Here is a 21,271-nt window from a genome sequence, read left to right as displayed (position 1 = left end):
CTACGTGATCTGGTAGGTGGCGCGATAAAGCCCCACGAAACGTGGCATTCTGGAAGAAATACAAAGAGATAGGCCGCGCAATAAAAAGAACGGTCGGCATAGCAGTGGTCGGCGTCGGGAAAATTTCACTTAACGTTCAGCCGAATATGCCGATAACCCGATTTTATGCCTGGAACACAGTGGGATGATTCGAGGTTACCGATGGGACTGAATATTTTTAAAGCACACAAGCAAAAAAAAGAAGCAGAAGAGATTGTGGTGAATGCGCGTTTTAAAGCGCGGCTGGCGGAAGAGGGGCTGGAAGAAGCCAGAAATACATCGTCAACGCTCATCAACACGCTGCTCGATCAAAAGCAACGCTATGCGGATGTCATTATCCCTGAGGCCTTGTCGGTACTGGAGAAGTGCCAAAAAGTTAACCGGCTGGAGACCAAAGTCTCGCAGGATGTGTTAGATAATTTTGCCCGCTACGACGCGCCGCAGTTGCAAACCCAGTCGGTAAAAATGACCGAAATCATTGGCACCGGGGTGAAAGGTACAGCAACCGGCGCGGCGCTCGCCCTCGGCTCGATGAGCGCGGTTTCGACATTCGGCGCGGCCTCTACCGGCACTGCGATCGCGTCGCTTTCCGGCGCTGCCGCCAGTAACGCCACGCTGGCCTGGTTTGGCGGCGGTGCGCTTTCCGCCGGTGGCGCAGGGATCGCCGGTGGCACCATGGTGCTGGGCGGCATTGTGCTGGCTCCGGTCGCCATTTTCGCGATGCTGAAATACAGCCAGAATGCGGAAAAAAAACTGACCGAAGCGTATGAATATCGCAGTGCGGTTAACAAGGAAGTGGCAAAAATCAATGCGGTAATCGAAGTAGCGCAGGCCATTAACCAGCATATTTCGCTGTATGCCTCGACCATTGAAGGTATTGCTCAGCGCCTGAAAACAAGTTACCAGATGCTGGATCAGGCACTCTCAACTAACGTTGCGCACGAGCGTGTCGTTTTCCTGAAACTCCAAACCGTACTGCTGGTAAAAGCGATGAAACAGTTGCTGGCGATACGTCTGGTGGATGATCAGAATAGCCCAACGCAGGAATCCGTGACGGTGGTTTCCCATGCGCAGGCCTTCACCGAGGAGCGTGTGAATACGCTGGTGACAAACCTGATCGCCGCAAATGATCACATGACCATGACCAGCGATGTCTCGTCTCTTGCACCTGGCGAGCAGAGCGCGCTCTATTTCTGGCTGGCAGACAGCCAGCGGCGCAAAGCAATTGCCGATGATGATGAACCTTCGTTTCTGGTGTGGATCGTGCTGTGCCTTCTTTTTGGCGCGCTGGGGTATTACCTGCACAGCATTGAGTGGACTTACACCTCGCTTGTTGCCTTTTTGTTCAGTTTCACCGGCTTTTCCGGGGCGTTAGGTCGTCTGTTTAATTTTGACAGCTCAGGGCTGGTGGGGACGGGCATTCTGGCCGTGATGGGATACGCAGCTTATTTATTCTGGTGGGCATAATATGAAAGCACTGTTTAACGCCTCGAAAGTGGCGGCAAAAGCGTCGCCGTTACAAGCGGCCTCGGCGGCGAAAGAGATTTTTGACGCCTGGCGTGATTTACAAAAATACCGTGCGGAGCAGGAAACGGCTCGCCATCAAATCACCAGGGAAACCGAAGTACAAATTGCGCGGATTCAGGCGCAAAAAGAGGTGTTGTTGCAGGCGTTGAATCAGGATTTCGCGCTGCGCCAGACCTCGCTTACCCAGACGTTTGCCGTGCTGGATAAAGCGCTGGAAACGAACAATCTGGACCTGTTAGATAAATCGTTAGGCGCGATTGTGGCCATCACCCAGCAATCTTCGGTGGTGTCGCTGAAAACGTTACATGCCACGTTGCAGGACAGCCGCAACGTTATCGATCTGTAAACCTGTTTTGCGCCAAAACAGTGCTACGTTCTGGCGCAAAGCTTTTCACAAAAAGTGAATATGCTTTTTGCCGTGATCGGGTGAGATCTCAATGCGTGCCCGCACCTGAAACACCTCGGCCAGCATCGCTTCCGTGAGCACCTCGTCCGGCGTGCCGCGCGCCACAATCTGCCCTTTTTGCATCACGATCAGCGCATCGCAGAACATGGCCGCGTGGTTCAAATCGTGGATCGCAACAATGCTGGTCACCGGCAGTTCACTGATAAGGCGCATTAACTGCATCTGATGATGAATATCGAGATGGTTGGTAGGCTCGTCGAGCAAAATTTCGCTCGGCGCTTGCGCCAGCGCGCGGGCAATATGCACCCGCTGACGTTCGCCGCCGGAGAGGCTTTGCCAGCCCTGTTCGCTGTGCTCAAGCATGCCCACGCGCTCAAGCGCCGCCGTGACTATCTCATCATCACTGTGCGACCACGGGCTAAACGGCGAGTGGTGCGGAATGCGCCCCAGTTTCACCACATCGCGCACGCGAATGTTGGCTTCCGTCGCCGCATGCTGCTCAACAAACGCCACCCGCTGCGCCAGCGCTTTTTTTCTCAGCGTTGCGACATCGCGACCATCCAGCATCACGCTGCCGTCATCCGGGCGGCGCAGGCCGGCCAGAATGCGCAGCAGCGAGGATTTTCCTGAACCATTCGGCCCCAGCAGGCCCAGCGTCTGGCCCTTTGCTACTTCAAGCGAGACGTTATCGACAATGGTTTTTTTCCCTGCCCGCCAGCAGAGATTTTTGGCGCTGATACTCATGCGAATTTCCTTGAGCGATAGAGAATAACCGCGAAGAACGGCACGCCCACCAGCGCGGTAACCACGCCAACCGGCAGGCTTTGCGGCGCAATCAGCGTGCGCGAGGCAATATCCGCCAGCACCATCAAAATCGCACCGGCCATCGCACACGCCACCAGTAACTGGCGGTGCAGCGGCCCGATGAAATAGCGCATCACATGCGGCACCACGAGGCCCACAAAGCCAATGGAACCTGCCATGCTGACAATGGTGGCGGTGATCAGTGCGGTAACGGAAAAGAGAATCAAGCGTACCGCACCTACCGGAATGCCCAGCGAGGCGGCAGCGTCATCGCCAAAGGTAAAAGCGTCCAGCGCTTTGGCGTGATACAGGCACGCCAGCAGACCAACGATAACCACGACTAACACCAGCTGGAATTCCGGCCAGCGCACGCCGCTGAAACTGCCCAGCAGCCAGAACATCACATCCCGCGCTTGCTGCGCGCTGGCGGAGGTGCTGATGCTGTACGCGGTGATGGCGTTGAAAAGCTGGGACGCCGCGACCCCGGCGAGAATGGTGCGTTCGTTACCGCCGCGCGCGCCGTTGGTTAACACGGCGACAAACAAAAACGCGGCAAACGCGCCAACAAATGCCCCGGCAGAGAGCGACACCGCGCCTGCGCCGAGACCTAACACCACCACCGATACCGCGCCGGTGGATGCCCCGGCGGACACGCCCAGCACATAAGGTTCTGCCAGCGCGTTTTTCAGCAGGCTTTGCAGCACCGCGCCGCAAATCGCTAACCCGGCGCCGCAGCAGGCGGCAACCAGTGCGCGGCTTAGGCGGAAGTCCCAAATCACCGTTTCATGGATACGGTTTAGCGGCTCGCTGGTCAGCCCCAGTTTATTGCTGACGGCGTAAAAGGTGGTTCTCAGCGGAATCGCCAGTTCGCCGACGCCGACGCTGACGGCAATCACCAGTGCGAGCAGCACCAGCGATAACAACAAGAGTACCGCGTGCTGCGCTTTTTTAAGCGCAGCCGGTGAGGGCGTGGTCATTTATCCAGCCCCAACTTCTCCAGTTGTGCGCCCACTTGTTCTGCACCGTAGAACGTGCGGATGGTCGGGTTCATCGCCTGGCCGTCCATCACCACGATATGGCCTTTTTTCACCGCCTCAAGCTGGCTGACCGCCGGATCGCTTTTCAGGAATTTGATCTTCTCTTCCGCGCTGTCCAGCGCCCAGCGGTTACGATCGAGACTGGAGACAACAATCACATCCGGGTTAGAAGCAATAATGCTTTCCCAGCTGAGCGTCGGCCACTCGCTTTCCGAGGTGATAGCGCTGTGTCCGCCAAGCAGGCTGGCGATATAACCGGAAGCGCTGTTCTTGCCGCCGACATAGGCATCCGCCGAGGGCGAGGCGCTGGAGAACCAGAAGACAAACGACAGGTTTTTCTTGCCGTGGCCGAATTTACTGCGCAGCGCCTCTTCGCGCTGTTTAAACCCGGCAATCAGCTTCTCGCCGCGATCCTGTACATCGAAAATTTCGGCCAGATCGCTGATCTCTTTATAAAGCAGCGACGGGTTCCACAGGGTATGACGGCTACCGTAAATATCGCCGTTATCCTGTTTGGTTGCGCAGACACCCGGTGAGAGATAACTGTTTGCGCCAATGGCGGACAAATCTTCGCGCTTCGCCACTTTGCTGTCCGGCCCCAGCAGGATCGGCAACTGGGCGGCCACGAAATCGGGCTCCTGGGCAATGATCGACTCAAGCGTTGGGATCTCAACCGTCAGCACTTTCACTTTGGCATTCTGCGCGGCAAGCTGCGGCAGCACTTTGGTCGGCCAGAACGCGCTGGCCACCATTTTGTCCTGCAAACCAAGCAGCAGCATGATTTCTGCCGTGTTCTGCCCCAGCGCCACCACGCGCTGCGGCGCTTTGTCGAACGTAACCTGCACTCCGCAGTTTTCAATGGTCAGCGGATAATGGGTGGCTTGCGCCAGAGCGGAACCCGCAAACAACATCCCCAGTGCAAACAACGATTTTTTAAACATTGGCATCATCATGACCTTGAGAAAGTATTAGTTTTGTAAATGCAAATCATTCTTATGGCGGCTCTTATACCGAGCGGCATGGGCCTTGTCAATATGGGGGATTATCAATGAATACCTTGTTTTCAATGTGTGTTTAAAGAGAGTTGCCAGCAGGAAATTTCCCCGGTATTAAAGACCTTTGCGCGTTTTGCTGACTTGGAACCTTCATGCTTGCCCAAATTTCTGCCCCGTCGAAAGTGACCTCGCCGTATCTGCTCGCCGGTAGCCAGCTGATTTTTAATATCGGTTTTTATGCGGTGGTGCCGTTTCTGGCGATCTATCTGCGCGACGATTTGCTGCTTTCTGGCTCGTTGATTGGCTTGATCATCGGTCTGCGCACTTTCTCTCAGCAGGGCATGTTTTTATTAGGCGGCGCGTTATCCGACCGCTTTGGCGCAAGGATCATTATTCTGTGCGGCTGCGTGGTGCGTATCAGCGGGTATCTGCTGCTGGCGTTTGGCGGGGAGCTGCTGCCGGTGGTACTGGGCGCCTGTTTAACCGGCGTTGGCGGGGCGCTGTTTTCCCCCTCCATCGAAGCGCTGCTGGCGAAAGCGGGCACGCAGAGTGAAAAAGCGGGAAAGCGCAGCCGCGCGGAGTGGTTCGCGCTGTTCGCCATTTGCGGCGAATTGGGCACGGTGCTCGGGCCGCTGCTGGGTTCGCTGCTTGCCGGTTTTGGTTTCCAGCGCGTGGCGCTGGCCGGAGCGGGCGTGTTTATGGTTGCGCTGCTGGTGCTCTTTTTCTGTCTGCCGGGTGGCAACGGGAAAACGGAAACGCTGCATGTGCTACCGTGGTGGAAAACTTTTCGCAAACCGCGTTTTGTCGCGTTTATGGTGGCCTACAGTGCTTATCTGTTCAGCTATAACCAGCTTTACCTGGCGTTGCCGGTTGAGCTGAGCCGATCGGGCAGCAGCGAGAAAACCCTCGGCCCGCTCTTTATGCTGGCGTCGGTGCTCATCATCACGTTACAGATGCCGCTGGCGCGGCTTGCCCGCCGTATTGGCGCGGCACGCATGTTGCCGGTGGGGTTTGCGCTACTGGCTGCGTCATTTATCAGCGTTGCACTGTTTGCCGCGACACCGGCACCGGAAAACTGGCAGCGCTATGTACCCGCCGCCTGCATGGTGACGCTATTAACGCTCGGGCAAATGCTGATTGTCCCGGTGGGGAAAGATCTGGTGCCATGGTTCGCGGATAACCAGAACCTCGGCGCGCATTATGGCGCACTGGCGTCGATGGGGGGCGTGACGGTGCTTGCGGGAAACTTCCTGTTAGGTGGGCAACTGGATAACGCACTGACCCCTTCTGCGGCGGCGAGTATCGCCTGGTTGTGGCTGGCGCTGATCCCGTTGCTCAGCGCACTGGCCATGATATTTATCTGTCGCCCGATGGCGCAGCACGCCGGGCGTTAGCTGCCTGGCGTGGCGTAACCGCCAGCGATAAACCACGTCAGAAAGGCGACGGCGACAATAAAAACCAGGATAGGAAACGCAATACCAATTCTCATAACACCTCGTTACGCTGTCGCCAGCATGAACACGCACCAAACCGCATCGTCTGCGGGCAGACAACGTTAGCACAAACGCGGGCAAAAAATTACCGCATCAGCGGTTAAAAACGGCTGCGATTTGCCTGCTCGACGGTAATTTTCAGGTAGCTACTGGCGATATGCTCGCGAAAATAGTTTTCCTGCTCGTGGCTCATCAAAAATGCCTGCCAGGTTTTGGGGGGCACGCCAAGATATTGCTCAACCCGGCCGTTGCTGTGTTCAAGCTCAAGTACGCAGGAGTTTGGATCGTATCCGGCGGCGCGCAGCGCGCGGCAGGAAAGGGGATGTCTTTTCATAATGTGTTCTGCTCAACGTCAATGTCAAAGTGGCACTTCTGCTATTGCTATCGGCAGTGGACGCGGAAAATTTACACTGTGGCCAGGGATTTAGCGGCGTGCCGTTTAACCAGCGTTTACTAAAGGGGGGGCATGCACAGAGCGGGATGCGCATTGCGCGTCGTTTCACGGTGTGAATCAGACGCCGGTAGAACGTTGCACAGCATGATCGCAGCCGTCCGGCTGTGACATGCACTTATTCGCTGTTCAGCGCGGCAAACCGGTGCGCAGAATGCCATGGTGCAGATTAACGAAAAGGGAAACCTGGCACAGTGATGCCATGGGGTAATTCATGCCTAAGCAGTGCCCTCACTAAGCAGGAGGGCACTGTTTCGCGTCGAGCAGGGCTGCACGATCCGGTTAGCTGAGTAACGAGATCCAGTCGCTGGGTATATCAGTAAAAAAGGTGGCTTCCTGCGTGGCTGTTCTGGTGCCAACAATAACGTATTGGCTTAAGTCAGGGTTCGCGTCGGTTAAAATATAGTACGGCTTGCGTCCATACATATGCCCTTGATCGGGCAGTTGTGCTCCCACGCTGCCGTCGAGATTAAATTCAAAAAACAGCGCACTCTTCGGGGCGGTGATGCGATATTTATGTTTGCCATAAGAAGCGCCATCTTCAATACATGAAGTCGAGACAGAATCCCCTTTAGAATTACTTATGATGTAACCGCCAATATCAACAAGGTTTTTAAAACCGTTGGTGACAATAAGCTGCTGAATATAGGCAATAGCCTGGGCTGGAGTTCGCCCGCGGCACGATTCAATGCGCGGCTGGAACCCGGTTTTTTGTATTTCGGAAATAACACGGTTATCACCGCGATAATAAATAGATGGCATCTCTTTCTCTCCTCATGATTACGATGGGTGTTTATCGTGCACTGTTGGTATTTAATTTTGGTTATCGGATGCGCATCAAAAAAACAACGCGCCTCTCACTGGAGATAAACGGTCGGTATAGTGACGTCATATTTATATCAACCCATTTGCGCTGATTTAAATATTATCCGCTACCGTGTGTTCATCCGATAATCACTTAAAGATAACGGTGGAAATAAAAAAACAAATCGGGTTTTTGGCGTAGACCTTTTATCCGGGGCGGGTAACGTATCCATCTGATTGCATAACTCTGCGCGTGCGCGGAAAGCACAAACATAATCCAAACGGTCAGAATGTAGGTAACTTACTGAATTGAAGTCAAAACATATTAAAATGGCACCCGGATAACAAAAAAGTGCTGGCGAACTCGCGCCAGTCTTTTATGGGCTGCAAAGGAGTGAACGTTGCATCGCAGGTCTGTTTATTCGTCCTGTTGGGTAGAAACTACAGACGTTTTTTCAGCGTTCCGCTTTATAAATGCCCGCACAACAGGGATTGCATAAACCACAAACAATAAACAGTTTGCTGCAAATAACAGTGAAGTGTAAATATTGATCGCCAGGAAGGTATCCAGTAAGCCGATTTTTACTATTACATCCAGTATTAACCTGCAGAACAGGCTGGAAAGATAATAATGCGCGTAAGACAGAAACATGAAACAGAATAAAATGGTGTAGTTATCGCTATCGTTTGTTTTTCTTATGCTGAATGAGCAATAGTAACGATTTAGCAAAAACAATAGTTCTTTATTATTTGATGCAAATAACAGTGCTGCAAACACCGAGCACATGACTATTGTGAAGACATTCTGTACCTGGTACGTGAAGGGTAAATCTGCCATCACCGTAGAATATGAGTAGGCGTAATAGCCAATCGATAAAACAGACAGCAGTAACAATATTTTTCGTATCATTTTTCTCATCCACGGTTTCCCGCTCAAAACACATTCAGGTATTTGCATTGCCAAAGCATTGGCCCACCGATATGACTAACGGCACACCGCCTGTAAACTTTATGCATAAATTGCAGGGCGAAGATAAGAAGGTGCCGTAAAGCGCAGTACACCGATGAGTGACATCGTGCGCAAAGGGCTGGCATTGCTGGTTGAAAAAGCGCCAGATGTCATGCGCCTTCGTTGGCATGACAGCCATTTCATCACCATGTGACGTTAAAACGGCAGCGTCACAGAACGCGGATTTACACAAAAAGCGGGAAGCGCGCGCGGTACTCAAAACACAAGGTATGCGAGGAAGGCTGTTTTGCCTGGCACATTTCTGAAACAATGCGCGTTACGTTTCACAAACCGAACAGGTGCACAGATGGACAGAGTGATGGCGGTGGTGGTGTTTAATCGCATCTGCGAGCTGGGAAGCCTGAGCGCCGCCGCGCGGGCGCTGGGGATTTCTCGCCCGATGGTCAGCCGCTACCTTGATGAGATGGAAAAATGGGCGGGCGCCCGGCTTATTCATCGTTCGTCTCGCCGCCTGACGCTTACGCCTGCCGGGGAAAATACGCTACAAAAGACGCGGCAACTCGCGCCGCTGTTTGGCGATATCGAAGGGCAATCGACGCGGGAAACACCCTCCGGCACATTGCGTGTCGCCTGTGCCCACTTCACGGCCAGCCACATTATCGGGCCGGTACTGCCGGATTTTCTGGCGCGTTACCCGGCGTTAAGAATCGAAGTCGAAGTGGGAAACCACCCGGTCAACCTGATTGGTGAACGCATCGATTTGGCGATTCGCATCACCAATAACCCGGAAGCAGGGGCGATAGCCACCCGTCTCGGCGAGTGCCGCTCGGTACTTTGCGCATCGGCGGATTACCTGCGTCTGCACGGTACACCGCACACGGTACACGAGCTTGAGCACCACAATTGTCTCCACTATAGCGGTTTCGCCGGGCAGTCGTGGCACTTCACCGACAGCGCACAAAACACGTGGCAAGTGATGGCGAACGGTAATCTGAGCGCGGGGATCTCGGCGGTGCTGCGCGATGCGGCGATTGCCGGGTGTGGGCTGGCGCTGGTGCCGGAACGGGAAGCGCTGGAGGCGCTGAATAATGGCCAACTGGTCAGGGTGTTACCCGATCTCGAACCGCAACGACTGGGGATTTATGGCCTGTATCAGTCTCGGGAACATCAACACGCCGCGCTGCGGTTGTTTATTGATGCTATCCGCCAGCAGTTAACCAGCGTGCCAGAATAAATAGCCATTTTATGTGGGGAATTAGCCGGGTAATAACGATGAAAAATCTAAAGATAATAGCGGTGTTGCGTACTCGTGCTGGCAATGCGCGGCAGCGCCATTGTTTTCCTTAGGTTTAATCTCATCATTAGCATTTAATTATTTGTGCTGTTGAGGCCAGTCTTATTTTTTGGTCAGCTATTGACGGCTGCGGTTATTTATCGGTTAAATGAAAGCCCGCCCGTTGTGAGTGAAACTAAAATGGTGATGATGAACCTGGCCTTGATAGGCGTGCTGCTGATCGTTATCGCGTATTCTTTTTACAGGCACTTTCGACTTGTACGCTCAAGAAAAGTGGGTCAACCGCGTAAATACGGCAAGAAGACTTAACGATATTTAATGTGAATTGCCTTTTTATCGATGGGATAAAAAGGCAATTTCATGTTGCGTCCTGGTTTTTATTTTGCTGAGTGTTGTAGTTATTTTTCTTTCTTAGCCGTAAGCGACCATTCTATTTATTTGCTCGCCCGGCGGCATAAAAAGTGGATCTTCACTCGTACTCTCATTTAATGTGGAGTCGGTAAAGGAAAAAATGCTAAACGCATAGAAAATGTCAATCTTTGTACTCGCGGAGATTTTCTTTTTTATGTTGTCCTTGTGCGATGAAACGGTTTTTTTGTTGATGTTTAATAGCGTTGAAATCTCCTCGTCACTTTTTTCGAAAATCATCTCTTTAAGAATCGCAATTTCGCGCCTTCCCAGACGGATCGTCTTAACATGCTGGCTGACTCTTCCATAAACAAATTCGGTTAATATGTCCATTAAAACGCTGACCGGAACTTTATCGGGTATCACAATCATGGGCGTATGTGCCAACGTAAAGGGTATAAAATTACCTTTGGTTACCACTAATGTTCCCCGGCCAGAATAAGGAGCTGTGAAGTTAATTCCAATGTGCAAACCACTGCCGTTTCTGATTTCATTAACTAATTGCGTGATGCCTTTTTTGGTATAAGAGCAGGTGATTTTGCATAATATGACATCTATTTTTCTTTCCATATTACACCCTCCTGGAGCGTCTGGATGTGCGTGTGTAAAATTTGCAGTTTGAAATTTTTCTCAATCCTTTGTGGTGTTCTTCTATGTCTTCTTTGATCTCTATCATACTGCTAAAAAATTGTTAACTGAGGATTATCTTATTTTTATTTTTAAGCGAAATGTGCATCCGCTGAGATAATTTGGTTTCGCTGAGGAATCTCCCATTTGTTTTCATATTGTCGAGGAATGTCCTATTTTGCGATCCGTTTTTGCGATGGCGATTTAAAGTGCAGATGATCCCAAATAAATATGAGGACAGGATTATGGTGCTTTTAAAATACATTATTATCGCTTTCGTATTTGTTATTTCTGAAATTTGCTACGCAGCGCCCGCAGAAGAAGGAAAAGCAGCCGGGGAGAATGCAGCGGAATATGCAGTTGGCAGTTCAGCCGTCACCGGCGTGGCAGTTGTTTCTGCCGTAGCCGGTTTGCTTTTATTATCAATGGGCGGGGGAGATAACGGCAGTAATACCTCAACCAGCACAACGACGACGACTACGCCTGCCAATTAACGGTGACGCTTTTTTAATTCGCCACGCCAGGGCTTTTGAGGATTTAAAACGCAATGTTTGATCGCACCGGAAGGTGTGAGGGGACGTGTCATCCCGACGCGAGCCGACAGCCGATCGGCACGCGGAAGGTGAGCATATTGCGAGTTGCGGGAGATGCAGGAATGGAAAAGGGGGACGCAGTGGCCCCCTTATCTTGTTCATGACGCGGCGTTTAATTCATCACGCCGCGCCCGGCATGTGCGGAACAATATTGCAGATGATGCGTAAATTCTGATCTGGGAAATCAGGATTCCGCGTGACGATCACCACGTCATTTCGCCGGTGTTCACTTTTGCGCTCAGCTCCAGTGAACCCGCTTCTGCCAGCTTCGGATAAGCGGCGCTCATTGCTTTGATAACGCCCGCCGAGGTGTTATTCGCTTTCAGCGCCTGCTCGAAGGTATCGAGGTAATTAAGGGTAAACGTAATGGCCTGCTCACCGGCGGGACGCGCCCCCAGGTAATGACCGGGGATCACCTGCTGCGGCTTCAGGCGTTGCATTTCGCCCAGCACGTCACGCCACTGCGCACGTGCAGCCGGGGTTTGCGTATCGGCGCTCCAGACGTGGATGCCGCTGGAAATCGCCGTGCCGCCGAGAATGGCTTTATTCGCCGGGATCCAGACATAAGCCGCATAGCTTTGCGGATGGCGCAGCTCCAGCGTTTCACCATCGATAGTAAAGTGGGTCGCCGTGGTCGCTGTCGGTACGGTTAAGGTGTGCGGCGCGCCGTCCTTCATCTGCGGCCCCCAGTACGCCAGCTTGGCCTCTTTTGTCGCTTCGATATGTTTCACCACCGCCGGCGAGGCAACCACCTTGACCTGCGGCCAGGCTTTAACGATCGGTTCAAGGCCAAAATAGAAATCCGGATCGCCGGAGGTGATCACCACTTGCTTGAGCGTTTTGCCGCTGGCTTTGATCATCTCCACCAGTTTTTCGCCATCTTTCACGCTGAATTGCGCATCAAACAAAATGGCTTCCGTAGGACCAGAAACCAGCGTGGATGAGACGGCGAAAATCGCCTTTTCCTGCGGGTTATAAACCTGCAATTGTAACGGTGCGGCAACAGAAGAGGCGCTGGCGAGCATCAGCAATACGCCGGGTAGTTTACGGTTCATGGTGGAGTTCCTTTAACGATATGTTTTTACGAGCGACATAAATGCATCCGGATTGCCGTAATACTGGCTGACCGGAAGCCGCGTGTAACGGCCATCTTCCTGCACCAACACGGCGCAGGGGAAACCCGCTCCGGCGGCTTGTGCCATGACCATGCGGCCATATTGAATGGCGGCGCGGGCTTCGCTTTCCGCCACCTGACCGTTGACAACAGGCAGACCGGTGGCGTGCTGAATCACCGCATTGACCACCTCATCGCGGGTGATATCACGGCCGTCCCGATACCATGCTGTCTGGATGGCGTTAAGAAAGCGCAGTGCGTCAGCCGGTTCGCCAGATTGCTGTAAGGCTAACAAACCGCGAGTGGCCGGTAGCGAGTCGAGCAGCAACCCGTCGCGGGCGAGCAACTCTTCTTTATAAGCACGGCCAAACGGCATACCGGTTAATTTCGCGATCCGATCATCATGTTCGTGCACATGGGCCAGCCAGTCGGCGTCCAGGCGGCGGCGCTGCGCGTCGATAAACAGGCCGCCGGGCAAAATATGTTGTCGTTCAGTGAAGTGTTCAGCCGTGCGGTTAATCAGCGGCAGTGCGCCATAACTCCAGCCGCAGAGCGGATCGATTATCCAGTACAGCCCAGCCTGAAATGCCATGGTTATTCTCTCTTGTTGTGCAGGTGCCGTCCATTGTAGGCACATTGACGGTGAAGAGAATTCCCGTAACCGGACATGCAGCGTTTCGTAAAACGATCAGATAACCCCGCCATGACGACAAAAATGCCGCAACGGCGGGGCGTTAATGCCCGTGCTTCGTGTTTCGCGCGGCAGCCCAGTGCTTGTACTGCGCAGGTGTCATGTTTATGAGCTGGCTAAAGGCTTTGCGAAACGCCGTATCTTCCGTATAGCCACACGCGGCGGCGACGTGCCTGATATTGGCTGACGGGTTTTCAAGTAGCAGGCAGGCTGATTCTATGCGCACACGCGTAATAAAATGTTTAGGGCTTTCGCGGGTTAAATCGGCCAGTTTTCGGTGCAAAGTGCGCGGGCTGAGGTTCAACGCGCTGGCGAGTGCTTCGACGGTGATGGCCGGATTTTCATAGCGGATAAGCTGTTCGGCGCGCAGTAACAGCGGATCGATGGTGTTTAAAAAGCCGCGCGGCGCATAGATTTGCTGGGAGATCGGCTGGCTGTCGGCAACGGTCATATCCGCTGCCATCCTTGCCACTTCGTCCCCGGCATGCTGGCGAATAATGTGCAACGCCAGATCCACCCACGATAGCGGTCCGCCGGTGGTGATCACGTTGCGCTCTTCGATTAACGCTTTGCCCCACACCATTTTGGCGCGCGGATAGCGGGCGCGGAAAGTGGGATACAGCCACCATGTGGTGGCGCACTCTCTGCCATCCAGCAATCCGGCGTCACCCAGCAGATACCCCCCGGCGCAGGCGCCGCCAATTTTCGCACCGCGCTGATGCTGTTGGCGCAACCACGCGACAGCTTCCGGGCTGGTGAGCGCAGGCAGTTTATTACCGCCAAGCGCCATGCCGCAGGCCAGAATCACATCGGGCGCGGTTATGCTGGCAAACGCGCCATCCACCGCAATCGTGCGACCTTGCGCGTCCGCGACCGGCTTCCCGTCAGGGCTGACAATGGCGATCCTGAACCGGTTGGCTTCATCGCTGGCGGGCAGAAGCTGGTTGGTTATCCAGAACATATCCGCAAGCCCGCTAATCGCAGACATCATGCTGCCTGCCGTGGCCATTATCGCTATCTGCATTGTGGTTCTCCGCATTATGTCTGATTTTGCCTGTTTAATGTCAAGTTCGCCATCTTACCACGCCAGAAACCCCTGATTACACTCTGCGCATGGTGTTTATAACTTCATCAGTAGGTGGCGGGAGAGAACATGCGGAACGCTTTTCGCAAAGGAAAACGGTTTATCACGGCGGCATCTTGTGCGGCCATGTTGAGCGTGATATCGGCGCAGGTGGCCGCGCAGCCGATTAAAAATATTGTGTTGGTACACGGCGCGTTTACGGACGGCTCCAGTTGGGCCGCTGTGACCGAGCGCTTACAAAACATGGGCTACCACGTTTCGGCGGTACAAAACCCGCTGACCTCGCTGGATGATGATGTCGCCGCCACCGGGCGTGTGCTGGCAGGCCAGCACGGCGATGTGCTGCTGGTCGGTCATTCGTGGGCCGGTGCGGTTATCAGCCAGGCCGGTAATAACAGCCACGTGCGGGGGTTGGTCTACCTTTCGGCACTGGCACCGGCAACGGGGGAATCGGTGACGGATTTACTGGCGCGGCTTAACGCGCCAATGAGTGGGTTAACGCCGGATGCGCAAGGGCTGGTGTGGTTAGATGATGCCAGCCAGTTTCAACAGGTGATGGCGAACGATATTTCAACCAGCAATGTCCGGGCGCTGGCTGCGGTTTCACAACCGATCGCCCTCGCGGCATTTCAGGGGAAAATCACTCATGCCGCCTGGGAAAATAAACCGAGTTGGTATTTGCTGACCGAAAAAGATCATGCTTTGTTACCCGCCGTTCAGCAGAAAATAGCCAGACAGATCCACGCCACGGTATATAGCGTTAACAGTTCACATTTGTCTATGGTTTCGCAACCCGAAGCGGTGGCGAAATTTATCGATACTGCTGCTAAATCCTTTAAATAACTGCTGTGTTTATTGTCGGAGAGTATGATGAAGATTCTGCATATTGATTCCAGTATTTCTGGTGACCATTCCGTCACTCGCGCACTTTCCGCTGATGTTATGCGGGAAATAAAAGCATATTATCCGCAAGCGGAAATAACCTATCGCGATGTGGTTCGCGACGAAATAAACCATTTAACCTCAGATATTGCCGCTGGATTTCGCGTTGTTCCCGGTAGTCAACCGACAAGCGACAGGCAGCCGGAGCACCAGATTTCACAGCAACTGGTCGATGAGTTCCTGGCGCATGACCTGATTGTTATCGCGGCGCCAATGTATAACTTCTCCATTTCCAGTCAGTTAAAAGCCTGGCTGGACAGGCTTGCGCAACCGGGAAAAACCTTTCAGTACACCGCCACCGGGCCGGTAGGGCTGGCGGAGGGAAAACAGGTGTTGATTATTTCAGCCCGCGGCGGCTTTTATTTACAGCCGCCTTTTGATGGCATGGATTTCCAGGAGAAATATCTGCGTGCCTTTTTCGGTTTTCTGGGTATTGACGTTATTCATATTATCCGCGCGGAAGGTACCTCGAAAGGGGATGACATTAAACACCAGCAAATTGCCGCCGCGCGATCGGCAATTAATAACATTATTGCTGCGCTGCCATTACATTAACCTGCGGGAAATAAATTATGTTATATGCAATTACGCTTACTTACGCCAGTGAACCGGATATTCTCGGTGCGTATGTTGATGCGCACAAATTGTGGCTGGGCGAGATGATCAAAAAAGGGCATATTATTTTCGCCGGGCCGCTGCAAAATAAACCGGGTGGATTTATCCTGGCGACGGCCAGCGACAGCCAGAGTCTGGAAAATGACATAGAACGCGATCCTTTTGTTAAATTTGGCCTGGTCAGCGTCGATATTGCGGTTATCGAGCCTGCTCTTTGCTCCGCGCATTTCCTGCGCGAATGGGCGGGGGAGGCAAAAGCGCTATAGCCTGACCGAAAACGGCAACAGGGAGGCTGCGCTCAGCCGCCTCCCTTGCGCATTGCAGGCCGGTCAGGATGGGTTACGCGCTGACAGGTTACCCCGCGACGGGCGCGCTGCCCCATGCCATATGGCGTTGCGGCAGGGACATTTCTGACAAAATTATTATTTTCGCGTCATGTTTGCGTAAGTATCACTCCGCTAAGGTGGATGCTCCTGTTCTCAAGGAGGTTTCAACCATGGGTATGCAACACGCGGTGATTCTTGAGATCCAGCAATGGATTGACGATAACCTTGAAAGGCCGCTACGGATCGAGGATGTCGCCACGCGGGCGGGGTATTCGAAATGGCATCTTCAGCGCCTGTTCCAGCAAGTGATTCAGATACCGCTTGGCATCTATATCCGCGAGAAAAAGCTGGAAAGCGCCGCGCATGAACTGCTGGCGACTGAGCAGTCGATTATGGCTATCTCCACTAAATACGGTTATGACTCGCAGCAGACTTTTACACGCACCTTTACGCGCAAATACCAGATGCCGCCCGGCGTCTGGCGACGCCAGCATCAGCGCTAAGGAAAAAAGCGTAATGAAAGGAAAACGTGCGGGAAAAGACGGTGAATAAAAGGCGGCCTGCGCCGCCTTTTTGCAGGTTCAGAACTGGTAAACCATACCCACTGCTACCACGTCATCGGTGTTGATACCGGCGGCGGTGGTGAATTTATCGTCATCAATCAGGTTGATTTTATAATCAACAAACATGTTGAAGTTCTTGTTGAAGTAATAGGTGGCACCGAGATCGACATATTTTTCGATATCCTGATCGCCATATTTATCACCCGCGCTGTTGCTGCCAATATTCTTCCCTTTCAGGGCGTTATACGCCACGAATGGCTGCAAGCCAAAGTCGAACTGGTAGCTGGCGTACGCTTCAAAAATCTGTGATTCGTTAGCGTAGCCGTAGGCGGTCGTCGTATCGGAAGCACTGCCAAAACGCGAAGCGTTATAAGCCTGAGTAAACATCGCCGCCAGGTAGATATTATTGGCGTCATATTTAATTGCGCCAGAATAGGCTTCGGCGCGATCGCCATTACCAAGGATATTGGTGGCGGTATTTTGCTCTTCGGTACGTTTGGCGCTGGTCATGGCACCAACAACGCTTACGCCCGCGCCAATGTTATATTCCACGGATAAGCCGTAGCCGTCGCCGTTCTGGCGTAATACATTTCGACCGGCGCCGGATTCGCCGCCGCCATCATTTTTGCCCTGGTACTGCAGGGAGAAATTCAGGCCGTCAACCAGACCGAAGAAATCCGTATTACGGTAGGTCAGCATGCCGTTGCCACGGCTAAACATAAATTGGTCGGAACCGTATGTCATACCATCGAATTCGGGCTGCATATCGGTATAACCGAGGGAGTCATATAAAACACCTTTGTTACGGCCATAATCCACTGAACCGTAATTGGCGAATTTTAACCCGGCGAAGCCATAACGCGTGCGTGGCGTATTGGTATCACCTTCCGATTTATTGGCGTCAATATGCATTTGCCACTGGCCGTAGCCGGTCAGTTGGTCATTAATCTGCGTTTCACCGCGAAAGCCAAGACGCATATAAGTCTGGTCGCCGTCCCAACCGCTGTTATCAGAAAAATAATGTTCTGCTGATACCAAACCATATAAGTCTAACTTATTACCGTCTTTATTATATATTTCCGCCGCCTGTACTGACGAGCACAGTACCGCAGCAGAGACGAAAAGACTCAGTTGAGAGATTTTCATATAAATAAACCCTTGATGTTTGCCACTGTGTTTTTTAATAACAACAAGAATACACTGCCACTTATGAGAGTGGTTCATGGATTATTCAGGTTGCAGGATATTATTTATCATCTGAGTTCTTCTGGTGTAAATATTTAAATTCTTTTTAGCACATATTGACAAATATCGGTTGGAACTTTTTTTTGGCTATTTTTAATCGCACAGATCGCTAATATCAACCCGCGTTTGATCGGTTACCGTTAAGACGCTTTATTAACCTCATTGCATTTTTTGTGTCTACTGTTACTTTTTTCCCTATCCGGGGGTAATTCCCCCGGCTTTTATTGGCAAAAGGTGCGGTTAAATATGCAGGTTGATTAAGTGGTTATTTAAAGTGGGTAATAAAGGCAGATGTTTAATTATTAAATATCTGCCGCTGCTGCATGGTTAATTTTAATGGTGTTTCAGCGTGTTTATGCGTGGTGAATAATAAAGCGTATTGATTAAGTAATATGGCTCATTGCGGTTATGAATGTGGCTCATTAAAAATAAGGGGGCTGGCGCTTATTAACATAAATAGAGGTGACCTGCTTCACGATCAGAGCACTTTTATTGCGGGATTAGTGAATTATAGACATATATTAAAACGCAGCCGAAGTGTAGCATAAACGCTATTTTCATGGACTGGTCACGGGGCGGAAATGCTGAAAGATAATTTTAATGATCTTTTCTATTTAATTGTGGTGGCCCGCGAACGTAGCTTTACTCGCGCGGCAGCAAAATTAGGTGTCTCGCAATCGGCGCTCAGCCATGCTATTCGCGGGCTGGAAGAGCGTCTGCAAATTCGTCTGCTTACCCGTACTACGCGCAGCGTCGCGCCCACCGATGCAGGCGAGGCATTAATTAATAGCATTGGCCCGCGCTTTAAAGAGATTGAGGAAGAACTCATTGCCTTAACCGATATGCGCGATCGCGTGGCCGGCAATATCCGCATCACGCTTGGCGAACACGCATTGCATTCGACGGTGTGGCCAGCCATTAAGCCTTTTTTAGACGCTTACCCTGATGTGAAAGTGGAATTAACTATCGATAACACCCTGACGGATATTGTCAGTGAACGCTACGATGCCGGTATTCGCCTTGGTGAACAGGTTGCCAGAGATATGGTCGCGGTGCGAATTGGCCCCGACTGGCGCATGGTGGTTGTGGGCTCGCCGGGCTATTTTTCCCGTCATGGTAAACCGCAAACGCCGCATGACTTACAGCAGCACAACTGTATTAATATGCGTCTGCCGACGCTTGGCGGGCTGTATGCCTGGGAGTTTTCCAGAGACGGCCAGCCAATGCGCGTGCGCGTGGAAGGGCAATTAACCTTTAATAACCTGGCTTCCAGAGTCGAAGCGGCAACCAGCGGTATGGGGCTGGCGCTGGTACCGGAAGATTGCGTGGCGCAGGCTGTTAGCGAAGGCAAACTTGAAACGGTGCTCGACGATTGGTGTGAACCATTCCCCGGCTATTACCTCTATTATCCCAGCCGTAAACAGCACACTGCCGCGTTTAGCTTACTGATTGACGCGCTGCGTTACGCTTAATTATCTGGCCTTACAGGGCGGAGTAATCTACCGCGAGGTGTTGCTGAAAAAACGTCTCCCGGCAATACAGCGTCAGCACCTTTTCCGGCGGGATAAGATACCCTTTGCCAGCCACGCGCAGAATAAAGTCGTCGGGCAAACCGAATACCGCCAGTTTACGCTTCAGGTTGTTCATCACTTGCCACAGCCGCTGGCTTGAGCAACTCAATCCATTATTTTCCCATACCTGAATCTGCAGCGTTTTGTCGGCCACAATATTCCCCACGGCGTGCGCCAGCAGATAGGTCAGCAGGTTGCTCATGGTGTTACGTAAATATGTGCAGCTACCGGGGATCGCGCAGGTCGTCAGACTTTGCTTATAAGGCACGAATTCCACCTGATATTCGTTACCGAGTCGATATCCATATACCGTTAACTTTTCCATGATGTGCGTCCAGTGATCAGCCGAGTGAAACAAAGTAGCGGTGTAAATAACACCCTACTGATTAAATCGGCTTTCCGGCGCGAAAACTGAAATGCTTAGCTGACGTCTGACGGGATAGCGTTGGTCCATTTGGTGGCGGCTTTAATCAGCTCTGCCACCATGCTGCGGTTAAAACCCAGCCGGTGACCGAGCGCGCTGACCTCTTCCCAGTTGTGATTTTCGTACAGCTCAATCAGTTGCAGGTAAGGGTAGAGCGGGCCTTTTTGCTCTTTAAGCGCCATCATGACGCTGGCGGAAATATCAATCTGGCTTAATAAATCTGCCATCGGCATTTCAAAAATCCTGTCGAGCTGTGAAAACAGACCGACGATAAACGCGTCATCGGCTGAGTGACGGCTGATGGAGTGCGCCGAGGCCAGTTCGCAAAACCTGGCGCGGATCAGGCTCTGGTAGTAAATGTCGTCGGTCTTTACTTTGTTGACCGAGGTCAGGCAGGAAACCAGCACAAAGCGGCGTAACTCATTGGTGCCAAGGTAAAAAATAACGTCCTTTAACGACTGGCTGCGGAAGTTTTTAATCCCGCGCGCGTTGAAGACAATATTTTGTGCATAGCGCATGATCTTAAACGACAGCGCCAGATCCTGTTTCAGCAGGGCTTCGATTCGGCCAAAATCCGGCGAGTCGGCATTCACCTCTTTCATCAGTTTTAAGGTGATTTCCTGATTCTGAAACAGTTTATTGGCTGAATGGATCACCGGCTTGCTGAAAAAATGCCCCTGAAACAGCGTACAACCCATATTACGGAAACACTCATACTCTTCCTGGGTTTCCACCTTTTCGGCAAGAAATATGGTGTCTTTCAGCAAATGGGCTTTGTCATTGATATAGCCGCTGATCTCGTCCGGCGTATTTTCCCGCACGTCGAATTTGATAATGCTGATATAAGGTAAAAACGCGTTCCAGGTGTCGCCTAACGCGAAGTCATCCAGCGCGATACGAAAGCCGTGCGCAGAGAGTTTTTTTACCGTGTTGAGCAACTGAGGCGTGGGTTTGGCGGTTTCGAGGATTTCCACAATCACGCGGTCTTTCGGCAACGTTTCCGCCATCCCTTGTATCAGCAGTTCATAGGGGAAGTTAACGAAGATCGCGCTGTACTCTTTCAGACGGCCCAGCGGTGCGCCCAGAAACTGTTCGACAATAATTTGGGCAGTGGCGTACTCCGGCGTAACGTCGGGAAACCGGTTCGTCATACTGTCTCTGAACAACAACTCGTAACCGACTGTGTTCATATTTGCATCAAAAATCGCCTGCCGGGCGACAAAAGAGAACATGCGATACTCCACTTAC

The 21,271-nt window shown here is 52.2% G+C and carries 23 protein-coding genes; 10 read left to right on the top strand and 13 right to left on the bottom strand.

Annotated features, from left to right (window positions below):
* Positions 1–201: 201 nt before the first annotated feature.
* Together DFO56_RS03630 and DFO56_RS03625 are read left to right on the top strand one after the other, a co-directional pair.
* Positions 202–1,506 (top strand): hypothetical protein, encoded by a 1,305-nt coding sequence (locus tag DFO56_RS03630; RefSeq protein WP_045508752.1) that lies wholly within the window; start codon positions 202–204, stop codon positions 1,504–1,506.
* A gap of 1 nt (position 1,507) precedes the next feature.
* Entirely contained in the window at positions 1,508–1,912 is a 405-nt protein-coding gene (locus tag DFO56_RS03625; RefSeq protein ID WP_045508754.1) for a hypothetical protein, read from the top strand.
* Positions 1,913–1,957: 45 nt separating this feature from the next.
* On the opposite strand, the gene DFO56_RS03620 is transcribed toward DFO56_RS03625, so the two are convergent.
* Genes DFO56_RS03620 through DFO56_RS03610 form a run of 3 tightly spaced genes read right to left on the bottom strand, consistent with a single transcriptional unit; the run spans position 1,958 to position 4,754 of the window.
* A complete protein-coding gene (locus tag DFO56_RS03620) occupies positions 1,958–2,716 on the bottom strand; it encodes an ABC transporter ATP-binding protein (protein ID WP_045508757.1) in 759 nt (252 codons plus the stop codon).
* On the bottom strand, positions 2,713–3,753 hold the full coding sequence (locus DFO56_RS03615) for an iron ABC transporter permease (RefSeq protein ID WP_045508760.1): 1,041 nt from the start codon (positions 3,751–3,753) through the stop codon (positions 2,713–2,715). Before DFO56_RS03615 ends, DFO56_RS03620 begins: the two co-directional genes overlap by 4 nt.
* A complete protein-coding gene (locus DFO56_RS03610) occupies positions 3,750–4,754 on the bottom strand; it encodes an ABC transporter substrate-binding protein (protein WP_020456899.1) in 1,005 nt (334 codons plus the stop codon). Before DFO56_RS03610 ends, DFO56_RS03615 begins: the two co-directional genes overlap by 4 nt.
* Before the next feature lie 206 nt (positions 4,755–4,960).
* On the opposite strand from DFO56_RS03610, the gene DFO56_RS03605 reads away from it, so the two are divergent.
* Positions 4,961–6,202 carry an MFS transporter gene (locus DFO56_RS03605; RefSeq protein WP_045508763.1) on the top strand — a complete coding sequence of 414 codons (1,242 nt, stop codon included), beginning with the start codon at positions 4,961–4,963 and terminating at the stop codon, positions 6,200–6,202.
* Here the strand turns inward: DFO56_RS03605 and DFO56_RS24565 are convergent.
* From DFO56_RS24565 to DFO56_RS03595, 3 genes are all read right to left on the bottom strand, one after another.
* Positions 6,199–6,297 carry a YoaK family small membrane protein gene (locus DFO56_RS24565; RefSeq protein ID WP_017455774.1) on the bottom strand — a complete coding sequence of 33 codons (99 nt, stop codon included), beginning with the start codon at positions 6,295–6,297 and terminating at the stop codon, positions 6,199–6,201. The genes DFO56_RS03605 and DFO56_RS24565 overlap by 4 nt on opposite strands.
* Before the next feature lie 104 nt (positions 6,298–6,401).
* Positions 6,402–6,635 (bottom strand): KTSC domain-containing protein, encoded by a 234-nt coding sequence (locus DFO56_RS03600; protein WP_020456901.1) that lies wholly within the window; start codon positions 6,633–6,635, stop codon positions 6,402–6,404.
* A 399-nt stretch (positions 6,636–7,034) separates the two neighbouring features.
* Positions 7,035–7,514 carry a hypothetical protein gene (locus tag DFO56_RS03595; protein WP_020456902.1) on the bottom strand — a complete coding sequence of 160 codons (480 nt, stop codon included), beginning with the start codon at positions 7,512–7,514 and terminating at the stop codon, positions 7,035–7,037.
* A gap of 1,358 nt (positions 7,515–8,872) precedes the next feature.
* Between DFO56_RS03595 and DFO56_RS03585 the strand changes: the two genes are divergently transcribed.
* The gene (locus DFO56_RS03585; protein WP_045508769.1) at positions 8,873–9,760 is read left to right on the top strand and encodes a LysR family transcriptional regulator; all 888 of its coding nucleotides are present in this window, start codon (positions 8,873–8,875) and stop codon (positions 9,758–9,760) included.
* A gap of 471 nt (positions 9,761–10,231) precedes the next feature.
* Here the strand turns inward: DFO56_RS03585 and DFO56_RS03580 are convergent, their stop codons facing one another.
* A complete protein-coding gene (locus tag DFO56_RS03580) occupies positions 10,232–10,798 on the bottom strand; it encodes a LuxR C-terminal-related transcriptional regulator (protein WP_020456905.1) in 567 nt (188 codons plus the stop codon).
* A 302-nt stretch (positions 10,799–11,100) separates the two neighbouring features.
* On the opposite strand from DFO56_RS03580, the gene yjbE reads away from it, so the two are divergent.
* A complete protein-coding gene (gene yjbE / locus DFO56_RS03575) occupies positions 11,101–11,349 on the top strand; it encodes an exopolysaccharide production protein YjbE (RefSeq protein ID WP_020456906.1) in 249 nt (82 codons plus the stop codon).
* A gap of 302 nt (positions 11,350–11,651) precedes the next feature.
* On the opposite strand, the gene DFO56_RS03570 is transcribed toward yjbE, so the two are convergent.
* The 3 genes from DFO56_RS03570 to DFO56_RS03560 form a co-directional block, all read right to left on the bottom strand.
* Positions 11,652–12,503, bottom strand: coding sequence for a Vmh family MBL fold metallo-hydrolase (locus DFO56_RS03570; protein WP_045508772.1), 852 nt, complete (start codon positions 12,501–12,503; stop codon positions 11,652–11,654).
* Between the two features lie 12 nt (positions 12,504–12,515).
* On the bottom strand, positions 12,516–13,154 hold the full coding sequence (locus tag DFO56_RS03565) for a DsbA family protein (protein WP_045508775.1): 639 nt from the start codon (positions 13,152–13,154) through the stop codon (positions 12,516–12,518).
* Positions 13,155–13,296: 142 nt separating this feature from the next.
* Complete coding sequence (locus DFO56_RS03560) at positions 13,297–14,277, bottom strand: GlxA family transcriptional regulator (protein ID WP_045508778.1); 981 nt, start codon at positions 14,275–14,277, stop codon at positions 13,297–13,299.
* A 129-nt stretch (positions 14,278–14,406) separates the two neighbouring features.
* Here DFO56_RS03560 and DFO56_RS03555 point away from each other — a divergent pair, with 129 nt between their 5' ends.
* From DFO56_RS03555 to DFO56_RS03540, 4 genes are all read left to right on the top strand, one after another.
* A complete protein-coding gene (locus DFO56_RS03555; RefSeq protein ID WP_052679794.1) occupies positions 14,407–15,180 on the top strand; it encodes an alpha/beta fold hydrolase in 774 nt (257 codons plus the stop codon).
* A gap of 27 nt (positions 15,181–15,207) precedes the next feature.
* A complete protein-coding gene (locus DFO56_RS03550; protein WP_045508781.1) occupies positions 15,208–15,834 on the top strand; it encodes an FMN-dependent NADH-azoreductase in 627 nt (208 codons plus the stop codon).
* 17 nt (positions 15,835–15,851) lie between these two features.
* Positions 15,852–16,160, top strand: a complete 309-nt coding sequence (locus DFO56_RS03545) for a YciI family protein (protein WP_020456912.1) — start codon at positions 15,852–15,854, stop codon at positions 16,158–16,160.
* Between the two features lie 230 nt (positions 16,161–16,390).
* Entirely contained in the window at positions 16,391–16,723 is a 333-nt protein-coding gene (locus tag DFO56_RS03540) for a helix-turn-helix domain-containing protein (RefSeq protein WP_020456913.1), read from the top strand.
* Between the two features lie 78 nt (positions 16,724–16,801).
* On the opposite strand, the gene ompC is transcribed toward DFO56_RS03540, so the two are convergent.
* Complete coding sequence (gene ompC, locus DFO56_RS03535) at positions 16,802–17,929, bottom strand: porin OmpC (RefSeq protein WP_045509056.1); 1,128 nt, start codon at positions 17,927–17,929, stop codon at positions 16,802–16,804.
* A gap of 680 nt (positions 17,930–18,609) precedes the next feature.
* Here ompC and DFO56_RS03530 point away from each other — a divergent pair.
* Positions 18,610–19,500, top strand: coding sequence for a LysR family transcriptional regulator (locus tag DFO56_RS03530; RefSeq protein ID WP_045508783.1), 891 nt, complete (start codon positions 18,610–18,612; stop codon positions 19,498–19,500).
* Between the two features lie 10 nt (positions 19,501–19,510).
* Here DFO56_RS03530 and DFO56_RS03525 read toward each other — a convergent pair whose 3' ends face one another.
* The gene (locus tag DFO56_RS03525; RefSeq protein ID WP_020456916.1) at positions 19,511–19,924 is read right to left on the bottom strand and encodes a winged helix-turn-helix domain-containing protein; all 414 of its coding nucleotides are present in this window, start codon (positions 19,922–19,924) and stop codon (positions 19,511–19,513) included.
* A 95-nt stretch (positions 19,925–20,019) separates the two neighbouring features.
* Entirely contained in the window at positions 20,020–21,255 is a 1,236-nt protein-coding gene (locus tag DFO56_RS03520; protein ID WP_045508785.1) for an EAL and HDOD domain-containing protein, read from the bottom strand.
* Between the last annotated feature and the right edge of the window lie 16 nt (positions 21,256–21,271).

It is taken from the genome of Kosakonia sp. AG348 (genome assembly GCF_003337365.1).
Classification (GTDB): Bacteria; Pseudomonadota; Gammaproteobacteria; order Enterobacterales; family Enterobacteriaceae; genus Kosakonia.
The sequence above is the reverse complement of the archived record's forward strand: the minus strand, read 5'-3'. Positions and strand labels throughout refer to the sequence as shown.